This window comes from Arthrobacter sp. NPDC056886 (assembly GCF_042788715.1).
In the GTDB taxonomy this organism is placed as follows: domain Bacteria; phylum Actinomycetota; class Actinomycetes; order Actinomycetales; family Micrococcaceae; genus Arthrobacter.
In genome coordinates this window covers 225769-245993 of record NZ_JBHUBT010000001.1, presented here as the reverse complement: position 1 = coordinate 245993, position 20225 = coordinate 225769, and the positions used below count along the sequence as shown (strand labels likewise).

Here is a 20225-nt window from a genome sequence, read left to right as displayed (position 1 = left end):
CTCGGAAAGGTTCCATCATGACTGACATCACGATCATCGGCAGCGGCAACATGGCACGGGCGATCGGCACCCGTGCTGTCGCTGCCGGTCGTTCCGTCCAGGTTCTGGACCGGACCCCGGAGAATGCCGCCAAGCTCGGCGCTGAACTTGGCGGCAACACCAGCACGGGCGGCCTGAGCGAGGTTCCCGAGGGCGACATCGTCGTCCTCGCCCTGTACTTCGGCCCGGCCAAGGAAGTCGCCACGCACTTCGGCGATACCCTCAGCGGCAAGACTGTGGTGGAGATCAGCAATCCGATCGACACCGAGACTTTCGATTCGCTGGTTGTCGCCCCGGGAACGTCAGCGGCCGAGGAAATCGCCGCGCTGCTGCCGGGCGCACGCGTGGTGAAAGCCTTCAACACCACCTTCGCCGGCCCGCTCGGCTCTGTGACGGCCGGCGGCCCGCCGATGGATGTGTTCATTGCCTCGGACTCCGAAGAGGCCCGCAACGAGGTCGCGGCCTTCGCCGAAGCCGCCGGACTCCGTCCGCTCCAAGTGGGCGGGCTGCGTCACGCCCGAGAACTGGAGGGCTTCCAGCTGCTGGTGATGGCGTTGCAGGCCAACCCCGCGTATCCAACCTTCAACTGGGGCACCGGCCTGAAAATCGTCGACTAGCAGAAACCGAGCTGGCACCTCAATGGTGGTGGACTTGGACCGACTCGTTCCCGGAGCCACCCGGGTTGCCGAACCAGGCTGGGCCGGTTCCGGCAAGACCCAAGACGCCAATGGCGATCGCCGCCACCACCGGGAGCGATCGGATGTGGGCAGATGCTGGCGGCCCTTCAGGGAGCCGGCCCTTCTCACGGAGCAGGGCAACGGCAGCCAGAAGTGTACCCAGCTCCAGGACGCCGGCAGCTATGTCCGGCAGACCGGCCGATTCGGGGACGCCGGCAGTTGGTCCGAACGGCAGTCCGACGGTCCGGGAGCACAACCACAGCGCCAGCGGAACTATCGAGACTGCTGCGACGGCCACGAGCACAGCGCGGTGCCGCCGGCCGAGCAACACGAGGCCCACGGCAAGCTGGGCTGCAGCGAGAATTGCGAAGAAAACACCGGCGCCGGCCCGCTGGCTCAGATGCTCCGGAACGACTGCCGCGTGGATGGCCGCGCTGCCGAACAGCGCTGCAGCCAGAAATAGCCCTCGGTGGTCAATTCCCCTGCCGCGAGAAGTTGGCCGCCGGGTCCTGCTGACGTCCAATCGGCCGCCGCGAATCGCCACCACCCAGCCGACCAGGACGAGGTTGGTGACCACGAGGATCCCGCTGCCATACCCCACGGCACGCACTTGGAGCCCGAGGGACGCTTGCTCTTGCAGCGCCAGGCAGTCCCCAACCGCGCAGGTATGGCTCATCGAGCCAATCAGCTGCAGCTGGGAAGACTGCAGCTGGTAATCATAGGCCGCGCTGACCGTGATGAGTGCTATGCCGACGGCGGTTCCGGCCGCAACGACCAGCATCGCTGTCAGGACCGTGCCCGACCTGCGCAGCACCGGCCCAAATAGACGGAGCGCCAGCGTCAGGGCCCCAAGCACCGCGAAGACGAAAACCGGCAGAACCAGGGTGGACTCACGCAGCCAGCTCGCGAACGGCTCCTCCGTGCGTTCAATGGCCCCCACGGCACCGCGCAGCGACATCATCCAGAAGCCGTCGGCGTAGGCCATCACAACAGACAGGGATGCGACCGTCAGCCACGGAACACCTGGCCGGACTGGGACCGAGACTCTGCGGTCCGTGCCGGCGTCGGCGACCCGCATGTCCTCGATCATCCCCTGCTGCCTCGCATGTTCGCTGTCGGAGCCGGGGCCAGTCTGGTTTGACGGACCCCGGACCCCATGGTTCGTTTGGGGGCGGGCGGCCGTCATGGTGTGATCTCCCAACCGAACATCATGGCGTGGTCCTCGTGCGCAAGGTTGTGGCAGTGCGCCACATACGGCCCGACGAAGTCCCGGAATCCCCGGTAGAGGATCACGGACTCGCCGGGGTCGAGCGCCGCCAGGTCTTCTTTCGAGACGTCGTCGGGATGCCCGGCATCTGCTGCAAGAGTCACGTCCTTGCCGTTGCGCATGACGGTGCGGTGCTCCTCCATGTGCAGGTGGAAGGGGTGCACCCAGCCGCCGCCGCCATTGCGGACCTCCCAGAGGTTGAAGCTGTTCTTCCTCTGCGCGGCCAGCGGCGTGGCGCCTGCCTTGTTTTTCAGGCTCCTCGCCACCGACGCCGGGTCGAAGGGTTTGCCGTTGATGAGCCACTCGGTCTCGCCGCCCAGTGCGCCCCGCTTCACCTCGAAGATCAGGCGGTTGTCCAGCAGGTTCCGCCAGTTGCTCGGCAGCGGCGGAAGCGGACGCAAAGGAGTCAGGGCAGCCGGGATCACACTATCGTCCGGCGCGTTGTCGCCGATCACGAACTTCAGCAGCGGCACCTTGTAGGCCGGATCAGGTAAAAAGCGGGACGAGTTGGACCACATCCGCCCGTTGGGCATCTTCATGACGTTGGTGAGGTAGATGACGTCGCCTTTGGTGGTCGGCGTGCCGTCCTGGTACTTGGTGAAATCGATGATGACCTCGCGCCGCTTGGCCGGCCACAGTTCGAACGAGTCGCGCTTGATCGGGAACGGCAGGAGTCCACCGTCGGAGGCGATCTGGGTGAACTGCATGGACTGCTGGCCGTCTGGGATGCGGTACTGGCCCTCGAGCTCATCATCGACGAAGCCGAGCGACGCCGACGACTTGGGACCCTGCGTCGAGCTCATCAGCTTGAAGTCGTAGATCCTCGAGACCGAGGCGTCAAGGAACCGGAAGCGGTACTTGCGCCGCTTCACCTCCAGTACCGGGAAGGCCGTGCCGTTGACTGTGCAGATGTCGCCTACAAAACCGTGATTGGGGAAGTGCTTGTAGAACGTCTTGCCCCACCACTCGGGGTGCTTGGCCGGGTTCTTGGCGGCCGGGAACTCGCCCTGCACGTCGTGGATGTCCTTGTGCACGGTGTCGCCGTCGTCAAGGCGGAAGTCCGAGAAGGCCAGCGGGATGTCGTACTTAACATCGAAGGAACCGTCCGAGTTGTTTGTGCGGACCCCGGGCAGCCGGAGACCCCGCCGCTCGTCTCCCATGTCCAGCCCGTTTTTCGGGTCGTAGATGGGATAGAGGCCCACCAGGCCCTTGTAGACGTTCGAGCCGGTGTGATCCATCGTGTGGTCGTGGAACCAGAAGAAGCTCTGCTTCTCCCGGTCGTCTCCCCCGGCCGGCCAGTTCAGGTAAAGGTTGTCGACGAACATCTGCGGCCTGAAGCCCGGATGCTTCGGCCCGGACACCATAGAGTAGTGCGGGTTGCCGTCGCTCTCGGGCGCGGTGTGACCGTTGTGCAGGTGGGTCAGGAAGGACCAGTCCGGGGAGCCAAAATCCTGGCGATCGAGGTTGAGCGGGTTCTCGTCCAGATGGTTCTCGAACCTGACGAGCGCGGGCTTGCCGTACTCGGCGTTGATCATCGGGCCGGGAAAGACGCCGTTAAAGCCGTAGATCGTGCTGGGCGGCAATGTCCGCTTCGTGCCAGCCGCATACGTCCTGCCGGATGAGTCGAACGACTTTGTAGGCTCCCCGTCTGAATCGATCGGCAGCACTTGCGACTTGGTGAAGGAGTGGGTCCGAAGCTGCACATCGATCTTGTAGACGATCGGGTCCGGAAAGCCGACCTGGCTAGGCCAGATCTGATGCCGCTCGTTGCCCAGCGAGTTCTGCTGACCAGGTCCGGGCCCCGGCGGCTTCGGCCAGGCGCTGTACACCGACTTCGGTACGGGGGCGAGCGCTTTCGGGATAGGCAGCGGGTCGCTGAACGGCGAGAGGATCAGCGGGCTCGTCGGGAACTTCTCAATGTAGAACAACGCGTCACCGAGCGCTGCCGACGTCGCGGCGAACGCGCCGTCGGCCGTGAGCAGGCCCCTCTGTGCGAGAAACGGCACCCCGAGGCCCTGCGCGGCAACCAGCGCGGCACCGGCTCCTCCGGCCGCCCCCAGCCTCAAAAGGGTTCGACGGGACACCCCGCCTTCGTCCGCGGATTGCCCAGCCATCAGTCCGTGCCCCCCTCGTGTGGGGCCGAAAGGCCGTCCTGCGGCCCGGGGCCGCCATCCCCTGCACGTCGATCCGTATATTGAAGAGTGATCACGAGGAAACTCCCTACCCTGTGGGCTCAGCTTCGCTAGGCCCTCCGCCGCTGACGCCATTACTATGCGTGGGAGACCTTTGGAAACACTGGGCTTTCGGGGCAGGGCCCGACCCCGTGATCAGGGCCTATCGGGAGCCGGCAGGGCACGGCGGTGGCTGATTGTGGTGCTGGGCGAATACTCGCCAGCGGCGGCCGGCCGGTTTCGCGGGCCTAGAGTTCGACCGTTCCGCTTTCGCCGACGCTCATCCGGCTGTTGGTGACCTTGGACTTGATCCACTGCAGCACTGTGGCCGCCGTGCCGCCCGGGCTGGTCCAGTACTCGGCGGAGTCCGAGTCGACGTGCAGCAGGACCACCTCGGGGGTGTCCGGTCCGTCCGGGAACCAGGCCTCTACCACCTGGTTCCACATGTCGTGGATCAGCTGCCGGTCGGTCACCACTTCGGCAGTTCCGGCCACCGAGACCCACTCGGTGCGCTTGCCGAAGGACACGTTCACCGCCGGGTTGGCGTGGATGTGGGCCACCTGCGAGGTGTTCGCCGAGGTGAAAAACCACATGTCGCCGTCGTCCTGGACCTCCTGGACGGCCAGCGGCCGGCTGACGAGCGCGCCGGCTTCGTTGATGGTGGTGAACATTCCGATGTGCGAATCGTTGATGATGTCCGTGACTTTGCTGATGCTTTCGGCATCCGACATGCTCTCACCTCGTTCTGGTTCCAACGGGGGAAGGTCCCCCTCCGGAAAGCCTATTGGTAAGTGTGCTTACTTTCCAATGGCTGCCGGACGGGGACCCTCCTGAAACCGGCCGCGGCTTCAGTGCCCGCGGGATAGGACCTTGCCCCTGAAGAACTCGGGGCGGAGCTTGGCCATCACCAGCATGAGCACCACGCCTAGCAGGATGACGCCCATGCCCAGGATGAAGACAAGGCCCACGCCACCGACGGAGGAGCCTGAACCGTACGCGGGATCCATGGAGTCATAGGCCGTCTTGAGGAACATGACCAACAGGATGACGCCGCCCAGGAGGGGGGCCAGGAACTTGAAGAAGAACGCCTTCGCCCCGCTGAACGCCTCGGCACGGAAGAACCAGACACAGGCCAACGCGGTGATGCCGTAGTAGAAGCAGATCATCATGCCCAGAGCCGTGATGGTGTCCCACAGCGCATTCTCCGACGTGGTGCGGGTAATGACATAGAACGCCGCGGCAGCCACAGCCGAGGCGATCGTGGCATAGCTCGGCGACTTGTACGTGGGGCTGATGCTGCCGAACTTTTGCGGCAGGGCCTTGTAATGGCCCATGGACAGCAGGGTGCGGGCAGGCGAGACGAACGTGGACTGCAGCGACGCGGCGGAGCTGCTCAGGATGGCCAGCGACATCAGGATGGCGAACGGACCCATCACCGGCCCGGCGAGGACCGCGAAGATACTGCCCTGGTTCTCCGGGTTTCCTGCACCCAGGCCGGTGTCGCCGACGCCTGCGTAGGACAACGTGGCCAGGGCAACGGTCATGTAGATGATCACGATGACAATCACGGTGAGGGTGGCCGCCCGGCCCGGCGTCTTCTCCGGGTTCTTGGTCTCCTCATTCATGGTCAGCGTGACGTCCCAGCCCCAGTAGATGAAGATGGACAGCGAAACGCCGGCGGCAAAAGCGGAGAAGGATCCCACCGCGAAGGGATTGAACCAGTCCGGGGCAATGGCAGTGGCGTCAAAGGCCGTCCCGTTGGCGACGTGGCTGAACGCAGCCACGGAGAACCAGCCAAGGACCAGCAGCTGGAATCCCACGAGAACGTACTGGACGGTCTTGGTAGTTTCCATGCCGCGGTAGGAGATCCAGCAGGCGAGGGCAATGAACACCAGGGTGGTGGCGATGTTCAGCGGCAGATTCGTGGTGAGGTCGGCGAGTTCCGGGTTCCCGGTGAGCTGAGCCAGCATGAGGTAGAAGAAGTCCACCGCGACGGCGGCCAGGTTCGAGAGCACGATGATGGTCGCAGCAATCAGCCCCCACCCGCCCATCCAGCCAATCCATGGACCAAATGCACGCGAGGCCCAGGTGAAGGACGTGCCGGCGTCGGGCATGGCGTTGTTCAACTCGCGGTAGCCGAGCGCCACCAGGAGCATGGGGATAAAGCCCACCAGGAAGATCGCGGGCAGGTGCACGCCGACTTCGGCCACGGTGGGGCCGAGTGCCGCCGTCAGGGTATAGGCCGGGGCGATACAGGAAATACCGATGACGACGGCGCCAATCAGGCCCACCGATCCTGCCTTCAGGCCCTTCTCACTGAGCCCGTGCTGGTCGCGCTGGCCGGGCTGCTGTCCGGGCTGCGAGGCCTGGGACATCGCGTGTTCGGTGCTCATTTTTCTGCCTCTCGGGGAACGTCATTGGATGCCGACTGGTTGGGGTGCTTGAGTTCATAGTCACTCGGGACCACGATCATCGGCACCGGTAGGGCGCGCAGAATGCGGTTGGCCGTGCTGCCGAGGAAGATGGACCGACTGGTGGCCAGCCTGCTGGATCCGATCAGCAGGACCTCGCCGTCTTCCCAGTCCAGGCGGTCCACCGCTTCCTCGATGCTGCGGCCCTGGGCAACGACGACTTCGGTCTTCGCCTCCTCCCGGACCTCCTGCTCGCCGCCTGGCAGGGCGGCGGCCAAGTGCTTGGCCGCATATTCCCGCGCCGCCTCCGCGGCGTCGGCCGCATCGCCGCCGTCGAGCGCCAGCAGCGAGACGACGCGCAGCGGAACCTCCCGATTCACAGCCATGCCGAGGGCAAAATCGAGCAGCTTCTCGGCGCCGGCCCGGGTGCCGAGCCCGCAGCTGATCCGGGTCAAGGCCTCTTGGCGGTGGTAGCCGTGCGGTGCCAGGGCCACCGGAACGGTCGAGGCATGGAGCAGGGCGCTGGCCACCGACCCGATGGTGAACCGTTTAAAGATCCCGCTGCTGGTTGCGCCGATGATGAGCATGTCCGCGCCCAGCTCCTCTGCCGCCTCGATCAGCGCGTGCGCGTCCGAGTCGTGGCTGCGGATGTGGGCCTGCGCCGGGACACTGGATGGAACCAGCGCCAGCGCCTGGTCGAGCCATTCCTGGGCCTGCTCATTGAGCAGATTTTCGAAGCCAGCCTTGGGTGCGAGGGCGTGCCCTGACTGCTGCACTTCCGGCACCACCAGCACAAGGTCCAGGCTCGCTCCACGCCCGAGCGCCAGGGAGACGGCCAGATTGACCGCATCGTGGCCTCTGGCATTGGCTGAGTACCCCACTACGTAACGCATCTGGCCCCTCTCCTAGCTGAACTGAATTGAACTGTTGGGGTTATTTACTGGGTGACTTAACTACCGGGCAACTTGTCTACTGGGCGACGGAGGCACGGTCCGCGGCTGCGACGATCCGGGCGGCGGTGATCTGCCCCATGCGTACGGCGCCGTCGACATGCTGGTAGCCCTCGGCCGCGAGGTCGGAGCAAGACCAGTAGATGGGGCCGACCGGCTTCAGCTGGTCCTTCCCGTACCGGTGCAGGCCGCCGAGGTCGTAGCTGGCGGCGTAGGCTCCGCGGGTCCATTCCTCGGAGCCCCAGTCAGACTCGTAGTAGACCTCGGGGTCCAGGGCTTTTTCGCCGAGGAAGGACGCAATCGATTCGAGGATGGCGCGGCGGCGTTCCTCGGCACTGAGCTCGAACATCGCGTCGGCCTTCTCGTCCGAGACGAAGCCCACCAGCGTGCCGCGGGGGTCCTCGTGGTTTGTGTTGTCGTAAACCTCCTGCACAATCGCGCCGGCGCCGAAGGCAGTCCCAGACAGGCCCTCCTCGCGCCAGAACGGCGAGCTGTAGACGGCGTGAACCTTGATGACCAGGCCAAGGGACTGGTGCTGGTGCATCTGGTGCTGGCGGCGGGGCAGCGGAGGGTTGAAGGACACCCGGGAGTAAAGGTTCGGCGGCACGGCCATGATGACGAAGCGGGCGTTCACGGTCGCCCGTTCGGAAACTGCTGTGACGCGGTATCCCCCGCTCGCGTCCTCGGCCCAGTTGATCGTGCGGACCGGGCTGTCGAGGACCACGTCCCCGCCCAGTTCCGCGGCCTGGAGCAGGGATACCTGCTGCATCCCGCCGACAACCCGCTTGTCTAGGATGAAGTCCTCGTCGGTGAGGTTACTGAAGGACCCGGCGGAGGCGGCCATCAGGACGGCCTGCAGGGCGGAGAAGGCATGGGCGGGCTTGGTCAGCATGCCGCCGGCGATGAACAGGCCGATGTTGTTGCAGGCCTCCTCATCCGTTGAGTTCTGCCGCAGCCAGTGGTGGAAGGAAATGGTGTCCAGCTCGCGGGCCTTGGGGTGGGCCCACGGCTCCTCGGCACCGATCTCCGCAGCGAGCGAATCGAGCAGCGCCGTGAGCTTGTCCATTTCGGCGGCGGTGGTTTCACCGACCGGGAAGGTGTCTCCGCTATACAGGGTGCGCTTGCCGTCTGCGCCAATGTAGACGGATTCGCCGTCGCGGTAGCGGGAATAGGTCTGCAAGCCGAGCTCCTCCAGGAGCCCCAGGAGTGCGGTCTGGTCCGGCGAGACCCACTGGCCGCCGATTTCCAGCATGGCCCCGTCAATCGTGTCGGTCCAGGTCCGGCCGCCTACGCGGTCCCGCGCCTCGAGCACCGCCACACTGAGCCCGGCCTTCTTCAGTTCGCGGGCTGCAGTAAGTCCCGAAGGGCCGGCCCCTACGACAACGACGTCGCGGTCAAGATTCAGCATGATGTCCTCCCTGTGGCCGCTAGAGTGATGCGGACCACTAAATGAATGCCGTTCATTTAGATGATAGACCTTCCCTGCGCTTCAGGGAAGACCCCCTGCCAAGTGAATTTCGCCCGTAAAGTTGGGGGCAGAATGGGCTAGATCCCGGAACGACAGAAGAGCCAGAAGAAAGGCCCGGAATGACGGCAGCAACCAGCGTCCCCGCCGATCAACACAGCCCCGCCGCCTCGCCCCGCCGCCGCGTGGGCCGGCCGGCCGCGGCCGTTCTGGATCAGGACGGCATCACTGCGGCCGCCCTGCAGCTGATCGGCAAGAGCGGATACGACGGCTTCACCATGGCTGCGCTAGCAAGGACCCTCAACGTGGCTCCTTCGGCGCTGTACAACCACGTCTCCTCCAAGCGGGACGTTCTGGTCCTCGTCCAGGACCACTTGACGTCGTTCGTGGACGTGGCCGCCTTCGAGACCGGGCCCTGGGAGCAGGCCGTGAGGGACTGGGCCTGGAGCTACCGTGATGTGTTCTCCAAGCACACGCCGCTGATCCCCGTGATCGCCGTGTTGCCTGTGACGGACGCACCCAAGACGCTGGCCATGTATGAGGCCGTCAGCGCCGGTTTCAGCCGCGCGGGTTTTCCCCAGGAGCGCATCATCCCGGCAATCGTGGCGTTCGAGTCGTTCATCTTTGGCTCCGCCTACGACGTCACGGCACCGGCGGACATCTTCGATTCGGGGACCATGGCCGCCTCGACGCCGCATTTCACCTCCGCCGTCGAGCGCCTGGCCGCGGACAGCCATGAAAAACCGGCTGACGTCGCCTTCAGCCTGGGGCTCGAGGCGCTCCTCGCCGGGCTCGGGGCGCTGCGGGAGGCGTAGCGGGCGCCAGGATGGGGCCCTGGGCATCGCCGCCGTCGACCGGCAGGGGCGCCTTTGGATGCGATTCCAGCCCCCGGGTCCGGTGCCCGCGGCGTGTCCGTGTCAAAGTGCCTCCGGACCGCGTCCGCCGGGCAGGACCAGCCCCGTGAAAGCAGTGGGTTAAACGAAAGAACCCCGGTCCGAAGACCGGGGTTCTTTCGATTTGCGTGCGCGAGGGGGGATTTGAACCCCCACGCCCTTTCGGACACTGGCACCTGAAGCCAGCGCGTCTGCCGTTCCGCCACTCGCGCGCAACTTCTTCCACTCGGATAGGGCCGGTTTCCCGGACCGCCAACCTCGTAAAAGCAGCGAGATCAAGCATAACGGACAACTGCGGGAAAACACCAATCGAGCCGGCCAAGTCCCGCATCCCGGTGTATTCCCGTCCAGGCAAGCCCTGTAGTCGAACGTCACGCAGGGTCCCCCCGGGGTGGCCCAGGCGGGGATGTTCGCGCACGTCAGAGCGTAACCGGCGCTGATTTCGGCGGCGGCCCGGCTGCGTCCGTTGAGGCCATTCCCAGACACGCCCAGTAGTATCTGATGTAGGAGTGTCCGCTGAGCGCGGGCTCGCAAAAGTTGGAAACCGAGTTCCGGAACGAGTGCTGCATTGCAGCCAACAGGAAAGGAGAAGGACCATGGGATTGCTGGACAAAGTCGAGCGCGGCATCGAAAAGGCCGTCCGCGGAGTCTTCTCCACCGGTTCTCGCGCCCAGGTTGAGCCTGTCGAGATCGCGAGCCGGCTCCGCACCGAGGTGGACAATAAGGCCATCACGATCGCCGCGGGACGCACCCTGGCCCCTAACGTTTTTGACGTGCTCCTTAGTAGCGACGACTTCCAGCGCGCCCAGGAATGGGGCACACCACTCGCGGAAGAACTGTGCGACGTCGTCATCAACCATGTCCGCAGCCAGGGCTACACTCTCCAGGGACCGGTCCGGATCAGTTTCCGCCGCGATGAAGAACACCGCCCCGGGGATTTCGACATCACCTCTCGCACCGAGAAAAGCTCCGCTCCTTCCGCCCCTGCCCAGCCGGGAGCTCACGGCAACGTACCGGCGGCCCCGACACGCCAGCCGGCACAATTGCAACCCGTACTGGACATTGACGGTCAGCGCTACTCGCTGAACGCGCCGTCGATTGTCCTCGGACGGTCCTCGGAAGCAGACATCCTCATTGACGACACCGGCGTTTCGCGCCGCCACCTGGAAATCCGGACGGGGCATGGGATTGCCCAGGCGATCGATCTCGGCTCCACGAACGGCAGCTACGTCAACGGCCAAAAGATTGTGGGCGGTTCCGAACTTGCTGACGGCGCCACGATCATGATGGGACGGACCAAAATCATCTTCCGCCTTCTGCCCGCCAACACAGGCGGCCGCGCATGAGCGAACTGACCATCACGGCCCTGCGTTTCGGGTTCCTTATCCTCCTCTGGGTGCTGATCTTCAGCATTGTCTCGGCCATGCGGCGCGACCTGATGATCGGACGCAAGGCGGCGGCCGGGGCCCCAACGGCACGCCAGGTGCGCAAGAATCCGGCCCTCGCCGAGCCCGCCCCCGCCCCCGTCAAACAGCAGGCCCGCCAGCTGGTGGTGACCGAGGGACCGCTCAAGGGCACCACTATCCCCCTGGCGGCGAGCCCAATCCTCCTTGGCCGGGCGCAGGAGGCCACCCTCGTTCTGGAGGACGACTACGCCTCGGGCCGCCACGCCCGCCTGTTCCCGCAAGGCAGCCGCTGGTTCATCGAGGACCTTGGCTCCACCAATGGCACGTATCTGGCAGACCAGCAGCTGACCCGGGCCCTCCCGGTGGAGCTGGGCGTCCCCGTGAGAATCGGCAAGACGGTCATTGAATTGAGGCCGTAGCCATGGCTGCCCCGGATCGCCCCGCAGACAGGGCCGAAGGCAAAACAACGCCCCTGAAGCGGCCGCTCATCATGCGCTACGCCGCGCGTTCAGACGTCGGCCGCATCCGCGCCAAGAATGACGACTCCGCTTACGTGGGCCGGCACCTCGCCGTCGTTGCCGACGGCATGGGTGGCCATGCAGGCGGCGATGTCGCCTCCGCCGCGACCGTCCTGGACATGATCCATCTGGATCATGATGACTACGACGGCGACGCCGGCACTGTCCTCGCCGACGAAATCCAGACGGCCAACTCGCTGTTGTCCGAGCTGGTCCACATCAATCCCAAGCTCGCCGGGATGGGCACCACGGTCACGGCCCTCCTCTTGGCGGAGGGCAAGCTTCACTTCGCCCACATTGGCGATTCCCGGGCCTACCGTCTGCGCGACGGCGAGTTCGAACAGGTCAGCATCGACCACACCTTTGTCCAGCGGCTCATCGACGAGGGCCGTCTCCGCCCGGAAGAGGCCGAGACGCATCCGCACAAAAACGTCCTGATGCGTGTGCTGGGGGACGTCGATGCCAGCCCGGAGCTGGACCTCGATACCTTGGCTGTCCAGGCCGGGGAACGCTGGCTGCTGTGCTCGGACGGTTTGAACTACGTGGCCGGCCACGTCGTGGAGCGCACGGTCCGGGAGACGAAGGATTTGGACGAATGCGCCGATCTGCTGGTTGAACTGACGCTGGAGGCGGGCGCCCCGGACAACGTGACGGTGGTGGTGCTCGACATCGCCGAGCCGACTCGCGATGACGTCCGGACCGCAGCCGTCGACGTCGTGCCCGCGCCGGCCGCCGGTACCTCGCCGCCAGCCGCGGCAGCCGGAGCGCTGACCGGCAGTACGTTTGGTGCCGCGAAGTCCGCCGGCGAGTCCGGGAAAAAGGACGATGCCGGGGGTGGATCGGGCCGGCCGACCACCGACCCTGCCCCCGCTGGGGCTTCGGCTGACGGCACACCGGCCGCTGCCGCGCCGGAGGATGCCGCGAGCGAGGAACCAGAATCCACCACTGACCCCCATCTGGGCGAACACCTCTCGGCTGAAGTCCTTCGTGAAGAGCTCTCCATGCGCCCCCACGAACTCGTCGGCGCCGCCGCCGCAGCAGCAGAGTCGGGGTCCATTCCGTCTATCGCTGGACGCACCGTGGCCCGGCGCGCGGCCACCGTCCTCACGCACAAGTCGGAGCAGGACCGGGAGGACGCCGATGACTTCAGGGCCGCCGGACGGCCGCGCCGGTGGCTCACGGTGTCCATTGCCGCCGCGATCGTCGCGCTGCTGGCCGTCGGACTATGGCTTGGCTACGCCTGGACGCAGACGCGCTACTACATCGGCGAGCACGATCAGCATGTGGCCATCTTCAACGGCGTCTCCCAGCGCCTCGGGCCCATCCAGCTTTCCACCCTCGAAGCGGTGACCGATATCAAGATGTCTGACCTTCCCGAATTTTCGCAGCAGCGGGTGCGGCAGACAGTGCCCGCGCGCGATCTCTACGACGCGCAGCGGATCGTCAAAAATCTGGAACGCACCGGCACCACGGCCCCGGCCGATGAATGCCTCACCCCGTCCCCCTCAGCGACGGCAGCCGGCGCCACCCCGGGCACAACGTCCAAGCCCAGCGCCACCACCTCCGCAGGCACGGCCAAGCCAAGTGCCACGGCCTCCCCAGGGGCGGCCAATCCAGGCGCTACGGCGACGCCTAACGCCACGGCCTCCGCAGGGACGGCCAAACCTTCACCCTCCGTCACCCAGACTACGAATTGCGAGGGGGCCAAATGACATCCATCGACCCCGTGCCCAGGCCACGACGTAATGTGGAGCTGGTCCTCCTGGTCCTTGCCCTCGCTGTCGGAATTGGCGCCCAGGCCCTTGTCGGCGTAGACCGGCAAAAAGCGTTCGATACCGATTTCTGGTTCCAGTCCAGCCTGCTGGCAGCAGCCGCCCTGGCATTCCACGTGGTCCTGCGGATCCGCGCAAAATATGCCGACCCGGTAATACTTCCGCTAGTGGTGGCCCTCAACGGGCTGGGCCTGGCCATGATCCACAGGCTGGACAGGGTGGGCGAGGATACCGGCAACAACCAGCTGCGCTGGACACTGGTTGCCATGGCGGTCGCGATTGCGGTCATCTGGTTCCTCAAGGACCACCGGATCCTGCGACGCTTCACTTACATTTCGCTGGCCATCAGCGCTGTGCTCCTGATCCTGCCGCTGGTTCCCGGTATCTCGGCCGGGGAGGTCCTCGGTGCCAGCGTCTGGATCAAGATCGGTTCCATGACCTTCCAGCCCGGTGAAATCGCCAAGATCACGCTGGCCATCTTCTTTGCCGGGTACCTGTCCTCGAACCGGGACTTGATCCTGCTGGCGGGCCGGAAGATCGGCCCGGTGCAGTTCCCGCGGTTCAAGGACATGGGCCCCATGATCACCGCCTGGCTCGTGAGCATCGGCGTGCTGGTCTTCCAGCGCGACCTCGGCTCCTCGATCCTGTTCTTCGGCCTGTTCCTGGTGATGATCTACGTCGCCACGAGCCGGATCAGCTGGGTGATCATCGGTCTGGTCCTGATTGTGGTGGGCGGCTTCGTGGCAGCCCGCGTCTTCTCGCACGTCGCGCTGCGGATCGACGGCTGGCTCAACGCCTTCACCGATGAGGTCTACGGCCGGCAGTTCGGCGGGAGCCTCCAAATCGTCGAAGGCCTCTTTGGCATGGCCAACGGCGGCCTCGTGGGAACCGGCCTCGGCCAGGGCCGGCCCAACCTCGTCCCGTTTGCCAACAGTGACATGATCATCGCCTCATTCGGCGAGGAGCTCGGGCTGATCGGCGTCTTCGCTATCGTCCTGATGTACCTGCTGCTGTTCACGCGGGGCTTCCGCGCCGCACTGGGCACCCGCGACGCGTTCGGCAAGCTGCTCGCCACCGGGCTCTCCTTCGCGATCGCGCTGCAGTGCTTTGTGGTGATCGGCGGCGTCACGCGCCTCATCCCGCTGACCGGACTCACCACGCCGTTCCTCGCCGCCGGCGGGTCCTCACTTCTGGCGAACTGGATCATTGTGGGCCTGCTGCTCATGATTTCTCACACCGCGCGCGGTCCGGTGGATACCACCCCGCTGCCGCCCGGCCAGGAACCGGGCCTCCGCAAAAACTTCCCCGCCCTGCCCTCCAAACCGGCACCGGATCCCCGAACCAGTCCAAACGCACCCACCGAGGCGGTGAAACAGCTGTGAACCAGGCCATCCGCAATTCATGGATCGCCGCCATCGCGATGTTCGTGCTGGTCTTCGGTGCGCTCAGCTACGTGCAGGTGGTTGGCGCAGACGAGCTCAAAGCCAATGCCTGGAACAGGCGCGCCATCTTGCAGGATTACTGCAACGACCGCGGCGCAATCATAGTCGGAGGCACCCCGGTGGCGGAGTCTGTTCCTGCCACGGAGAGCTGCAAATTCCAGCGGACCTACTCCCAGCCCGAGCTCTATGCAGGCATCACCGGATACTTCTCCAAGAACTACGGCCTCACCGGGCTAGAGAAGTCGATGAACGACGAGTTGGCTGGCAGCTCGGACCAGCAGTTCCTGGACCGGGTGGGCCAATTGTTCTTGGGCAACCAGCCCAAGGGCGCGTCCGTTGAGCTGACCCTGGACCCCAAGATCCAGAAGCTGGCCTACGACCTCATTCCGGACGGCCAGCGCGGTTCGATCGTGGTCACCAACCCGAAGACCGGCGCGATCCTGGCCATGGTTTCCAAACCGTCCTATGACCCCAACCTGATTGCCACCCAGGATCCGGCAGCCGAAGCGGCAAATTACACCGAACTGAACAAGGTTCCCGGAATCAACCTGAACCAGAACGTCAGCGGCCCCACCGGAGCCCTGCTGGCGCCTGGATCGGTCTTCAAACTCATTGACACGGCCGCGGCGCTGAACTCGGGCAAGTACAACAAGGACAGCGTCCTGCCCAACCCGGCGGAGATGTCATTCCCCGGCATCGACTACAAGCTCCCCAACTACGCGGGCGGTAACTGCTATACCCGCACCACGGCGTCGTTCGCGTTTGCCCTGCAGCAGTCCTGCAACACGCCGTTCGCCAGCATAGCCACGGACCTGGGCCAGAAGGCCATCGGGGACCAAGCGGAGAAGTTCGGCTTCGGACAGGACTTCGGCGATCAGCTGAAGCTGGACCACGCTCCGAGCTTCTTCCCGAGCGAACCGCTGGACGACGCCGGTCTGGCGCAGTCCTCGATCGGCCAGCGCGACGTCCGGGCCACTCCGCTCCAGATCAACACGATGACGGCGGCAATCGCCAACGACGGAGTGCAGATGCAGCCGAACCTGATCAAGGCCGTGCGTGCGCCCGACTTGCGGGCGATCAGCGAACCGAAGCCCCAGGCTCTGCGCACCGCCACGACTCCGGAGATCGCACGGCAGATCAACGAGTGGATGGTCAGCGTCGTCGACGACGGCATCGCCAGCAGGGCGGCCGTGCCCGGTGTCCCGGTGGCCGGCAAGACCGGCACCGCGGAACTCGGCAACGGCCTGAACAACTCATGGTTTACCGGGTTTGCCCCGGCAAATGACCCGCAAGTGGCTGTCACCATTGTCATGGAAGGCGTAGACATCACCACTGGCGCAAACCTAACCAGTCCGAACGCGAAGAAGATTTTTGAGGCGGTGTTGAATAAGTGAGGCCTACTTCGGGAATCACCCTCGGCGGCAGATTCCAGCTGACCACGCGCATTGCGATTGGCGGCATGGGAGAAGTCTGGAAAGCCAAAGACCTGATCCTTGGCCGCATTGTCGCCATCAAGGTGCTCAAGGAGGAATACACGGGTGATCCCGGATTTCTGCAGCGCTTCCGCGCCGAAGCACGCCATACCGCCCTCCTGAACCACGTGGGCATCGCCAACGTCTTCGATTACGGCGAGGAGGAGGGCTCGGCCTACCTGGTCATGGAACTGGTTCCTGGCCAGCCGCTGAGCAGCATCATCGAGCACGAACAGGTGCTTTCCCCGGACCGCACCCTTTCGATGATGGCGCAGACGGCGCGTGCCCTGGCTGTCGCCCACGCGCAGGGCCTCGTGCACCGTGACATCAAGCCCGGGAACCTGCTCATCACCCCGGACGGCCGCGTCAAGGTCACCGACTTCGGCATCGCGCGCCTGGCCGACCAGGTTCCGCTGACCCAGACGGGCCAGGTGATGGGCACCGCCCAGTACCTGGCACCGGAGCAGGCCACGGGCCAGACAGCCACCGGAGCCTCTGACATCTACTCCCTGGGTGTGATCGGCTACGAGTGCCTCACGGGCCACCGGCCGTTCTCCGGGGAATCTCAGATCGCCATCGCGCTGGCCCAGGTCAACGACGCGCCGCCGCCGCTGCCGGACACCCTGCCGCGGCCGGTCCGGGCCCTGCTGATGTCCATGCTGGCAAAGGATCCGAAGAACCGCCCGGCCGACGCCATCAAGCTGTCCGAGGCAGCCGAGGCCATCCGCAACGGTGATATCGCCGCCGCACACGCGGCTGTGCCGGGCATGCTGCTTTTCGAGGCAGCCACCGGACCCATCACGGCCCCCGTGGACGTCCCCACGGCGGCCACCAGCGTCATTGGCGCCAGCGCCGCGGAGGACAAATCGACGTCCGCAACTTCCGCGCTGCCCGTCGTTGGTGCAGCAGGTGCCGGTGCTGCGGCCGGCTTGGCCGCCGGTGCTGCCGCCGCCAGCGGCTACGGGGCCCGCAATGCGCTCAACCGCGCCGATGCACTGGCCGCGGAGCGGAGCTGGGTGCAGGAAGAGGAGGACGAAGACTACGACGAACCGGAGGAGGAGCCGAAACGCCGCGGACGCAGCCCGTGGACCTGGCCGCTCATTGCGCTGATCCTGCTGGTGGTGTTCGTGCTGGCCGGCGTGGTCCTCAGCCAGGCAGGAAATCTTTTCCCCTCGCAGGCGCCGGCCACCACCGGTGCTACGTCCAGCATCGCTAAGCCGAGCAGTGCCACCCCCTCGGCGTCGTCCGCGTCGCCCTCCGAGACCCCCACCCCCACGCCCAGCTCAGCGACGCCCACGGAGTCCACTCCGGCAGCCATCAACCTGATCCCGGATGCCTATCTGGGGCGGCCGTACAATGACGTCCGCAACGAACTGATTGGCAAGGGGCTGCAAGTCACCGGCGCCGAGGTTGTCAACGACGCGACACCGGGCACGGTCACGAACATTGATCCTTCCGGTGCGGTCCAGCCCGGGGACACCATCACCGTCAGCTACTCCAAGGGACCGGAAATGGTTTCCGTCCCGTCCCTCAAGGCAGGCGCCAGCGAGGCTGAGGTCCAGCAGGCCATCCAGGACGCCGGGCTCCGCTGGGCCAAGGGAGCTGACGTCAGTCCCACGAACAAGAAGGAAGATCCGGGCACTTTCGTGAGCTCGTCGCCACCTCCCGGGTCCAAGGTGACCGCCGGAAGCGTCGTGACCTACCACCTCGCCGAAGCCCCTGCCTCAACACCTTCACCTACCAAGTCCGGACCCTAATCAATCATGAGCAACACACCCCGCACTCCGTCGCATAGGGAGGAACGCCCGGTGAACACGCAGCGCGTCCTCAGCGGGCGCTATGAGCTGGGTGAGCTGATCGGCCGTGGCGGCATGGCAGATGTGTTCCGCGGCGTCGATACCCGGCTGGGACGCACTGTGGCCGTCAAGCTGCTCCGCCCCGACCTGGCCCGGGATCCCCAGTTCCAGGCACGGTTCAAGCGCGAGGCCCAGGCTGTCGCGGCGCTCAACCACCCTTCGATTGTGGCCGTCTTCGACACCGGGGACCACGCGGTCCCCGGTGACCACAATGACAGCGTCCGGGTGCCCTACATCGTGATGGAATTCGTTTCCGGCAAGACGATCCGCGACATGGTGCGGGCCAAGGATGTCACCATCGATCAGGCCATCGACTTCACGCTCGGCGTGCTGTCCGCGCTCGACTACAGTCACAAAGCCGGAATCGTGCACCGCGATATCAAGCCCGCCAACGTGATGTTTTGCCCGGATTCGAACAGCGTGAAGGTCATGGACTTCGGGATCGCCCGCGCCATGGCGGATTCGTCGGCCACCATGACGCAGACGCAGGCCGTCGTAGGCACTGCCCAGTACCTTTCCCCCGAACAGGCCCGGGGCGAAACCGTCGACGCCCGGAGCGATCTCTACTCCGCAGGTTGCCTTCTCTATGAGATGCTGGCCGGCCGGCCGCCGTTCATCGGCGACAGCCCCGTCTCTGTCGCCTACCAGCACGTTCGGGAGATCCCCGAGCCCGCCAGCAGCCTCAACCCCGACGTCTCCGCGGCGCTGGATAGCGTGTTGATGAAGGCCCTGCAAAAGAACCGCGCGGACCGATTCCAGGACGCGGCCGCCTTCCGCCGCGCCCTGCGAGCCGCACGCAGCGGCGTTCCGGTGACAGCACCGGCCGCCAGCGAGGCCCCCACCGACCCCACTAACGCTGTTCCCCGGCAAGACCCCTTGGCGCCCACGGCAGCATTCTCGCTGACCGGGGCCAAGTTCCTCGACGATTCCCCCGGCGGCCGGCTCCGGCCTGCCGAAGAAACGCCCGACGACGAGCAGTTGCTGCCGCCCGCAGGCACCGAACTCTATGGCACGGCGGACACCGGCAACCTGCCCTTGGCGCTGCCGGTCGAACGCGAGCACTCTCCGCGCCAGAAGTCGCGCCGCCGCACCTGGATCGCGACGCTGGTGGTCCTCACGCTGCTGGTGCTGGCCGGGGGCGGACTGTGGCTTTACAACATCATGAATCAGGCGCCGCCGCAGGCAACCAAGGTCCTGGTTCCCACGGTGACGTCCCTAACGGAGTCAGAAGCCCTGCAAAGGCTGTACAACGCCGGCTTCAAGCCGCAGCTCCAACGGCTGCAGCACGAGAGCATTCCCAAGGGCACCGCCATTGGCACCGTGCCTGCATCGGGAAGTTCCATGGACGCCAACTCGGACATCATCCTCAACATTTCCGAGGGCCCCAGCGCGATCACCATCCCCACGGACCTGCCCGGCCGGACGGAGGCGGCGGCCCGCGATCTCCTGCACCAGACGGGACTGACGGGTTCCCTGACCACCAAGATGTCCAACAATCCCACGGTCCCGGTCGGCATCGTCATCACCACGAACCCGGCCCCGGGCCAGATCGTGGCCGTCGCGGACGCCGTCGAAATCGTCGTCTCCACCGGGAAGGTGGCTGTGCCGCAGCTGATCGGGCTCCCGCGGGCGGAGGCGGAGGCGAAACTGACGGCGCAGGGCCTGAAGCTCAATGTCACCGAGGTGGAGAATTCCCAAGTGGCCCCGGGAAAGGTGACAGGTCAGGCGGATGCCGCGGATTCGCTCGTGGAACAGGGCAAGACCATCACCGTGACCGTGGCGAAGGCACCAGCGCCACCCCCCTCGCCGGCGCCTACGCCCACGCCGACGCCCTCCAAGACCACGTCTAAGGAGGACGCGGTCCTGGAAGGACTGTTCCCCTAAGT

General features: G+C 65.6%; 15 protein-coding genes and 1 tRNA gene. 9 read left to right on the top strand and 7 right to left on the bottom strand.

The window, feature by feature from the left end; translation table 11 throughout:
• The first annotated feature begins 17 nt into the window (after positions 1 to 17).
• Positions 18 to 656, top strand: a complete 639-nt coding sequence (locus ACFRJ8_RS01170) for an NADPH-dependent F420 reductase (protein ID WP_377984320.1) — start codon at positions 18 to 20, stop codon at positions 654 to 656.
• Positions 657 to 675: 19 nt separating this feature from the next.
• Here the strand turns inward: ACFRJ8_RS01170 and ACFRJ8_RS01165 are convergent, their stop codons facing one another.
• The 6 genes from ACFRJ8_RS01165 to ACFRJ8_RS01140 form a co-directional block, all read right to left on the bottom strand.
• The gene (locus ACFRJ8_RS01165; protein WP_377984319.1) at positions 676 to 1806 is read right to left on the bottom strand and encodes a hypothetical protein; all 1131 of its coding nucleotides are present in this window, start codon (positions 1804 to 1806) and stop codon (positions 676 to 678) included.
• Positions 1807 to 1898: 92 nt separating this feature from the next.
• Positions 1899 to 4097, bottom strand: a complete 2199-nt coding sequence (locus ACFRJ8_RS01160; RefSeq protein WP_377984318.1) for a multicopper oxidase family protein — start codon at positions 4095 to 4097, stop codon at positions 1899 to 1901.
• 305 nt (positions 4098 to 4402) lie between these two features.
• Positions 4403 to 4885: a pyridoxamine 5'-phosphate oxidase family protein gene (locus ACFRJ8_RS01155; RefSeq protein ID WP_377984317.1), complete on the bottom strand. Its 483-nt coding sequence runs from the start codon at positions 4883 to 4885 to the stop codon at positions 4403 to 4405.
• A gap of 117 nt (positions 4886 to 5002) precedes the next feature.
• Positions 5003 to 6529: an APC family permease gene (locus ACFRJ8_RS01150; RefSeq protein WP_377984675.1), complete on the bottom strand. Its 1527-nt coding sequence runs from the start codon at positions 6527 to 6529 to the stop codon at positions 5003 to 5005.
• Positions 6530 to 6543: 14 nt separating this feature from the next.
• A complete protein-coding gene (locus ACFRJ8_RS01145) occupies positions 6544 to 7458 on the bottom strand; it encodes a universal stress protein (RefSeq protein ID WP_377984316.1) in 915 nt (304 codons plus the stop codon).
• Positions 7459 to 7534: 76 nt separating this feature from the next.
• Positions 7535 to 8923, bottom strand: coding sequence for a flavin monoamine oxidase family protein (locus tag ACFRJ8_RS01140; RefSeq protein WP_377984315.1), 1389 nt, complete (start codon positions 8921 to 8923; stop codon positions 7535 to 7537).
• Between the two features lie 179 nt (positions 8924 to 9102).
• On the opposite strand from ACFRJ8_RS01140, the gene ACFRJ8_RS01135 reads away from it, so the two are divergent.
• Positions 9103 to 9795 carry a TetR/AcrR family transcriptional regulator gene (locus ACFRJ8_RS01135; protein ID WP_377984314.1) on the top strand — a complete coding sequence of 231 codons (693 nt, stop codon included), beginning with the start codon at positions 9103 to 9105 and terminating at the stop codon, positions 9793 to 9795.
• Positions 9796 to 10002: 207 nt separating this feature from the next.
• Here the strand turns inward: ACFRJ8_RS01135 and ACFRJ8_RS01130 are convergent.
• Positions 10003 to 10085: transfer RNA gene (locus ACFRJ8_RS01130), tRNA-Leu, on the bottom strand.
• 384 nt (positions 10086 to 10469) lie between these two features.
• Between ACFRJ8_RS01130 and ACFRJ8_RS01125 the strand changes: the two genes are divergently transcribed.
• Genes ACFRJ8_RS01125 through pknB form a run of 7 tightly spaced genes read left to right on the top strand, consistent with a single transcriptional unit; the run spans position 10470 to position 20223 of the window.
• Entirely contained in the window at positions 10470 to 11219 is a 750-nt protein-coding gene (locus tag ACFRJ8_RS01125; RefSeq protein ID WP_377984313.1) for an FhaA domain-containing protein, read from the top strand.
• Complete coding sequence (locus ACFRJ8_RS01120; protein WP_277524954.1) at positions 11216 to 11698, top strand: FHA domain-containing protein; 483 nt, start codon at positions 11216 to 11218, stop codon at positions 11696 to 11698. The genes ACFRJ8_RS01125 and ACFRJ8_RS01120 overlap by 4 nt, the downstream gene beginning before the upstream one ends.
• 2 nt (positions 11699 to 11700) lie before the next feature.
• Positions 11701 to 13509 (top strand): protein phosphatase 2C domain-containing protein, encoded by a 1809-nt coding sequence (locus tag ACFRJ8_RS01115; RefSeq protein WP_377984312.1) that lies wholly within the window; start codon positions 11701 to 11703, stop codon positions 13507 to 13509.
• Positions 13506 to 14951, top strand: coding sequence for an FtsW/RodA/SpoVE family cell cycle protein (locus tag ACFRJ8_RS01110; protein ID WP_377984311.1), 1446 nt, complete (start codon positions 13506 to 13508; stop codon positions 14949 to 14951). Before ACFRJ8_RS01115 ends, ACFRJ8_RS01110 begins: the two co-directional genes overlap by 4 nt.
• A complete protein-coding gene (locus ACFRJ8_RS01105) occupies positions 14948 to 16405 on the top strand; it encodes a peptidoglycan D,D-transpeptidase FtsI family protein (protein ID WP_377984310.1) in 1458 nt (485 codons plus the stop codon). Before ACFRJ8_RS01110 ends, ACFRJ8_RS01105 begins: the two co-directional genes overlap by 4 nt.
• Positions 16402 to 18240 carry a protein kinase gene (locus ACFRJ8_RS01100; protein WP_377984309.1) on the top strand — a complete coding sequence of 613 codons (1839 nt, stop codon included), beginning with the start codon at positions 16402 to 16404 and terminating at the stop codon, positions 18238 to 18240. The genes ACFRJ8_RS01105 and ACFRJ8_RS01100 overlap by 4 nt, the downstream gene beginning before the upstream one ends.
• A 6-nt stretch (positions 18241 to 18246) precedes the next feature.
• The gene (pknB, locus tag ACFRJ8_RS01095; RefSeq protein ID WP_377984308.1) at positions 18247 to 20223 is read left to right on the top strand and encodes a Stk1 family PASTA domain-containing Ser/Thr kinase; all 1977 of its coding nucleotides are present in this window, start codon (positions 18247 to 18249) and stop codon (positions 20221 to 20223) included.
• The last annotated feature ends 2 nt before the right edge of the window (positions 20224 to 20225 follow it).

Excerpts from the sequence above, each read along its gene's own strand:
- ACFRJ8_RS01170 (WP_377984320.1), top strand. The coding sequence starts at position 18 with ATGACTGACATCACGATCATCGGCAGCGGCAACATGGCACGGGCGATC.
- ACFRJ8_RS01165 (WP_377984319.1), bottom strand. The coding sequence starts at position 1,806 with ATGATCGAGGACATGCGGGTCGCCGACGCCGGCACGGACCGCAGAGTC.
- ACFRJ8_RS01160 (WP_377984318.1), bottom strand. The coding sequence starts at position 4,097 with ATGGCTGGGCAATCCGCGGACGAAGGCGGGGTGTCCCGTCGAACCCTT.
- ACFRJ8_RS01155 (WP_377984317.1), bottom strand. The coding sequence starts at position 4,885 with ATGTCGGATGCCGAAAGCATCAGCAAAGTCACGGACATCATCAACGAT.
- ACFRJ8_RS01150 (WP_377984675.1), bottom strand. The coding sequence starts at position 6,529 with ATGTCCCAGGCCTCGCAGCCCGGACAGCAGCCCGGCCAGCGCGACCAG.
- ACFRJ8_RS01145 (WP_377984316.1), bottom strand. The coding sequence starts at position 7,458 with ATGCGTTACGTAGTGGGGTACTCAGCCAATGCCAGAGGCCACGATGCG.
- ACFRJ8_RS01140 (WP_377984315.1), bottom strand. The coding sequence starts at position 8,923 with ATGCTGAATCTTGACCGCGACGTCGTTGTCGTAGGGGCCGGCCCTTCG.
- ACFRJ8_RS01135 (WP_377984314.1), top strand. The coding sequence starts at position 9,103 with ATGACGGCAGCAACCAGCGTCCCCGCCGATCAACACAGCCCCGCCGCC.
- ACFRJ8_RS01125 (WP_377984313.1), top strand. The coding sequence starts at position 10,470 with ATGGGATTGCTGGACAAAGTCGAGCGCGGCATCGAAAAGGCCGTCCGC.
- ACFRJ8_RS01120 (WP_277524954.1), top strand. The coding sequence starts at position 11,216 with ATGAGCGAACTGACCATCACGGCCCTGCGTTTCGGGTTCCTTATCCTC.
- ACFRJ8_RS01115 (WP_377984312.1), top strand. The coding sequence starts at position 11,701 with ATGGCTGCCCCGGATCGCCCCGCAGACAGGGCCGAAGGCAAAACAACG.
- ACFRJ8_RS01110 (WP_377984311.1), top strand. The coding sequence starts at position 13,506 with ATGACATCCATCGACCCCGTGCCCAGGCCACGACGTAATGTGGAGCTG.
- pknB (WP_377984308.1), top strand. The coding sequence starts at position 18,247 with ATGAGCAACACACCCCGCACTCCGTCGCATAGGGAGGAACGCCCGGTG.